The sequence below is a fragment of the Hassallia byssoidea VB512170 genome, assembly GCF_000817785.2.
Lineage (GTDB): Bacteria > Cyanobacteriota > Cyanobacteriia > Cyanobacteriales > Nostocaceae > Hassallia > Hassallia carrinoi.
This window is the reverse complement of record NZ_JTCM02000194.1, coordinates 1-5,155: the sequence shown is the minus strand read 5'-3', so window position 1 is coordinate 5,155 and position 5,155 is coordinate 1. Positions and strand designations below refer to the sequence as shown.

The 5,155-nt window shown below is 42.5% G+C and carries 3 protein-coding genes, 1 tRNA gene and 1 pseudogene; all 5 read right to left on the bottom strand.

Annotation, left to right across the window (positions count from 1 at the left end; genetic code table 11):
* Positions 1 to 201: 201 nt before the first annotated feature.
* Positions 202 to 286, bottom strand: a tRNA-Ser gene (locus PI95_RS34445).
* 51 nt (positions 287 to 337) lie between these two features.
* Positions 338 to 2,674, bottom strand: coding sequence for a ComEC/Rec2 family competence protein (locus PI95_RS34440; protein ID WP_039747300.1), 2,337 nt, complete (start codon positions 2,672 to 2,674; stop codon positions 338 to 340).
* 131 nt (positions 2,675 to 2,805) lie between these two features.
* Complete coding sequence (locus tag PI95_RS34435; RefSeq protein WP_163519463.1) at positions 2,806 to 2,991, bottom strand: DUF4079 family protein; 186 nt, start codon at positions 2,989 to 2,991, stop codon at positions 2,806 to 2,808.
* A 304-nt stretch (positions 2,992 to 3,295) separates the two neighbouring features.
* A pseudogene (locus PI95_RS34430) lies at positions 3,296 to 3,608 on the bottom strand (DUF4079 domain-containing protein); the annotation flags it as partial.
* Positions 3,609 to 3,998: 390 nt separating this feature from the next.
* Positions 3,999 to 4,877, bottom strand: coding sequence for a glycine--tRNA ligase subunit alpha (glyQ, locus tag PI95_RS34425; RefSeq protein WP_039747299.1), 879 nt, complete (start codon positions 4,875 to 4,877; stop codon positions 3,999 to 4,001).
* Positions 4,878 to 5,155 lie beyond the last annotated feature (278 nt).

Genomic DNA, 5,155 nt, shown 5'->3' with positions numbered 1-5,155 from the left:
CAATGCAACCCGATGCATTAACAATGCAACCCGATGCATTAACAATGCAACCCGATGCATTAACAATGCAACCCGATGCATTAACAATGCAACCCGACGCATTAACAATGCAACCCGATGCATTAACATAACAAGCCGATGCAATCACAATGCAAGGGTATTGCCAAATTTGATTGGCGACAAATTAATCTAAACTTTCAACGGAGAGGGGGGGATTCGAACCCCCGTTAGGTTTCCCTAAAACGCATTTCGAGTGCGTCACCATCAACCACTCGGACACCTCTCCACAAGACATATTAAGCCTATAATAATTACACTATCACGAACTGATAAATTTTCACAAGACCGAAGCTCTATTTTCCGTAGCTTGAATAAACGCCTCAAACTCACCTTTCGCAGTCCATTGAATCGCTCCATCTCGCCCAGTAAAAAACAGCTTCGTTTGGCTTTGACTCAATTCGGAGAAAATTTTCGGGTCAAGGTCAGCGTTAGGTGCGATCGCTATCTGTGGTTGCAGCGCCAAAACCAAATCTTTCAAAGACTCAGTAGCGCACCAAAGCACTTGCGGATGAGGCAAAGCTTTATTTTTCAGAACTTGACGCAGTTCGTCAGGCTTGAGATTACCCACCAACAACCAACTTTGATTTTGAATTTGCATTTGCAACACAGGTAATTGGTCATTGATTAACTGCACGACTGCCGAACCAGTATTCACAGTTTGACCGAGTGACAAAGGTTGATAAATTCCCTTACTTTTTGGCAGTTCCTTTTGGATAGCCTGACTTGCCAATATATTGTCTGGGGTAGCAGAATAATCAGAGAAAACTTTAATCGGCAAACGTTGCAGCACCTCTAACCAACCACTGGTATCATCGCTTTGGAAATGAAGAGCGATCGCCCAATCAATTTGATTCACACCTTGCTGTTGCAAAAATGGTAAAATTGTGTAGCGTCCCGTACCTTCATCTCCACTATTAATCAGCGTTACCCTTCCTTGGTTTTGAATTACCAAAACTGGCTCTGTATCAGCCGCTAGCACCGTAATCTTAAATAAACTACTTGCAGAATGCCAAACTGGTATCAACACCAAAGCAACCGCAATGACACTTGCAAACCACCAACGCTGCTGCCACCAACGCATTAACCAAACCGATATAATCAGAGCATAAATTGCCAGCAACTGCCAAATAGATATCGTGCCAACAGCAATAGAATTTCCTGGTAATTGAGCAAAAAATTCTACTAAACGAATGAGTAGATGTGTTGGGTGATACAAATAACTTGCCAAAGCGCTCCCAGCCTCAGGAAAAATTAAGCTTGCCAAAGCGCTGATCATTCCACCGATACTAATTACAGAAATAAATGGGGTGGCAAGGATATTTAGCGGAAAACTGTAAACTGTTACCACACTAAACATGTGTATCAGTAGTGGTAAAGTCCAAATCGTCGCCGCCAGAGGAACAGCAATCAAAGATGCGATCGCCGGAGGCAACCAATTCAAGCGTTGAGTTAACGGTGGTACTGTCACAATCAATCCCAACGTTGCTAAAAAACTTAACTGAAACCCTAAATCCCAAATCCACAAAGGATTAAACAGCAACAACAGCGTTGCCGCTAGCAGTAGCGATCCTAACTGCATCACCTTTCGCCTTAATGCCAAACCAATTAACGCGGCAAATCCCATAATTACCGCTCTGAGTACCGCAGGCTGGAAACCAGTTAAACTTAAGAAAAGAATTAAGGCAAACGAGCCAACAATAAATTGCGTTACACGTCTGGTACGCCTTGTCAACCCCAGCACCACACCCAATATTAAAGAAGTTTGAAATCCTGAAGCAGCCAAAGCATGAGCTAACCCTGCTTGCACAAACAAATCGCGAATCTCGTAAGGCAAATCAACAGCTTTGCTACCCAAAACCATAGCACTGACAAGCGGACCTTCGGGAATACCTAACCAACGAACTTGCGATCGCACAATTCGCTCCCCGATTTTCCACCATCCCCATTTACGTTCTTCTTCTAAAATATTTATCTGCTTTCCAATCAAACCAGCAAAAGCCCCTTCCTGCCTCAAAAACTTTTGAAAGTCGAAACTACCAGGATTTGACGCTGCTTTTGGTTTATATAAAACCCCAGTGATTGCAACTTGTTCACCAGGATTTAACCCAGTAGCTTGAAGTAAAGGCACAGTCACATACAACTTACCTGTTGCGCCTTTACTCATACCGACTGAGTTACTTTCTTTTTTTACCTCATCAAGAGCCTTTACTTGCAACCAAAATTGTCCCCGTTGACTGCGAGTCAAGCGGGGTGTACTTGCCACCTCCCCGCGAACGATCGCAAGTTGCTCTTGATTATTATTATTTCCTGGTGGAACAAACAGACTAATGTCATTTTTTTCGGGTTGGGGTAGGCGCCATTGAAAATACAAGCTTGCAAACAACCCAACCAAGCCAGCAACTATCCATATAATTGGTTTGGGATTAGTTTGCCAATTAGGTGGTGCAGCCTTAGTTTTCTGTAGTGCTTTTGTCAAAGTAATGCGGCGTCTTCTCAAAAAAACCGCTCCCACTATTCCCAAAATCAGCACCCAAACTCCACCGAAAGGAACTGCTGTAAACAGCAACCCTAGAATGTAGCCAAGACAAATAACTACACCACTTGCCTGAATCATTTTGCACTCATTACCCGACGATTAAAGTCGCGGCTACAAAACATTGTATTTAGCTTGCGTGTGCCTGCTTTGTACGCACAACGCCCCAGACTTTAGTTTGAGGGCATTTAGCATCTTTTGCAATAGCTGCATTACAAAGTCATATCCAACTTGAACCCCAATACAGCATGTACAAACAGTATACAAAGTGCCGTACTACCCACATAAGCGTGAACCGTCCGTAACGCTGCTTTATTTCCCCCAAAGCCACTCAGAGAAATTGCACCGTTAATCAATAAAAGTAATAGCACAACTGAACCTGTGTAACGTCTGTAGATGTTTTCTGTAGATGTCTAATGCATCGGTCCGTTATGCTATAACATCGGTCCGTTATGCTATAACATCGGTCTGTTATCTTATAACATCGGTCTGTTATGCTATAACATCGGTCTGTTATCTTATAACATCGGTCTGTTATGCTATAACATCGACCCGCCAAAATTAACCCACCTTTCTTTAACCAAGCCGAGGTTAACTTTTAATCCCACCTCTGACTAAAATTACTGTACTCTCTACATTGGATGCGTTCACGAAGTGACTTTTAAGGAGTATCGCTTCAAAGAATATTGCCTTTAACCACTTGCTATAAAAATGAGGGCTTTCTAAAATTGGTTGATGCTGCATTACCAAAGACAACACTCCACCTGTATAACCGAGTGCCATAAATAAAAACATCCACGGCGCTAGTTTACGACGATCGCTGCGACTGCGCGATCGCCGCATCTTTATCTTCAACAACTCGTCCTCTTAAACCAGCCAATCCCACAAAACTACCCATGACAAAAACAGCGATCGCCATCATTGCTGGATGTCCCCAACGTACAATCGATTCAGGGATTCCTAGAGAGCGAAATTCTGCGGCGATCGGTTCTAGAACTTCTGTTAAATTCACCATTTGTATTTCATAGCCTTCTCACTGTTTATCAAGAAAGCATACTCTTTCAAATTAAGCAAAGTAGCTTGTCAAGCTTTTATTGTCGTAGGCTTTGGAGGAAATCGAGCTTTGCTGAAAAATAATCAGTAAAATAATCAGCAACTTCTGTGGAAGTAAGCCGTATCACTTTTGTTTGATGTCGAATAGGTTGTAATGCTGCCGCCAAAGTGCAATGTGAACTGCTAGCCTTTCTGTATACACATCTGGGATTCATCCCAGGTATCCGAAAATAGTCGCCAATTTGTAGTTGTTCAAAATTCATCATTGTGCAAAGAGTGAAAAGACAAAAAAAGATAAGGTAGAAAACTCCTTATCTTCTTCATTTGTTGTATTGTATATCCCTAACACTAATCAAACTGTTGCCTTGTTCAGCAGTGGAAAACCCAGTTTCTCCCGTTGTTCCACATAAAGCTGCGCTATCCTCCGCGCTAAATGCCGAATCCTTGCAATGTAGCGAGTTCGCTCCGTAACTGAAATTACGCCTCTTGCATCTAACAAATTGAACGTGTGCGAACACTTCATCACATAATCTAGGCTGGGTAACACTAGTCCTCGCTCGGTTAATTGTTGAGCTTCCTGCTCATACATATTAAATAGTGTCAGCAGCATCTCAGGATTAGAGGCTTCAAAATTGTAAACACATTGCTCAATCTCTCCTTGGAGGTGAACATCACCATAATTAATATTGTCTGTCCAACGAATCTTAGTGAATGCCTCCACTTGTTGGAGGTACATCGTCAGTCGTTCCAAACCGTATGTAATTTCAATGGAAACAGGACGGCAATCAATTCCTCCACACTGCTGGAAGTAAGTAAACTGGGTAACTTCCATTCCATCTAACCAAACTTCCCAACCAGTACCCCAAGCACCTACGGTCGCATCTTCCCAATTATCCTCCACAAACCGGATATCGTGGTCTTCTGGACGAATCCCTAACGCTCTGAGGGAATCGAGATAAATTTCTTGGATATTATCTGGTGAAGGTTTAATTAGAACTTGGAACTGATAATAGTGTTGAAAGCGATTGGGATTTTCACCATAACGTCCATCAGTGGGACGACGACAAGGTTCAACATAAGCCACAGCCCAAGGTTCTGGTCCCAACGCTCGTAAAAAAGTATGCGGGTTTTTAGTGCCTGCTCCCTTCTCAATGTCATATGGCTGGGCAATCAGACAACCGCGATCGCTCCAGAATTTATGCAATACAGCTATTACCGACTGAAAATTCACGTTTTACTATTCCTCGACCTAAGCGTGCCTAATTTATTGTGGCTTAAACTGTATGCTCTGACTACATTTGAGGCGACTACAAAAAAATCTCAAAAAAACTTTGAGAAAACAGTTGACAAGAAATTCTAGACTCGCTATATTGAATAAGTGCCGGTTGAGCGAGCGAAACAAAGCGGACTCCAAAAGGCGACCGAACCATGAAAAGATTATAGTTTGAAAGAAAGTATAAAGCAACTTGTGCGCGTCAGTCAAATAATCAACCAGACTGAGGTTATAAA

Excerpts from the sequence above, each read along its gene's own strand:
- PI95_RS34440 (WP_039747300.1), bottom strand. The coding sequence starts at position 2,674 with ATGATTCAGGCAAGTGGTGTAGTTATTTGTCTTGGCTACATTCTAGGG.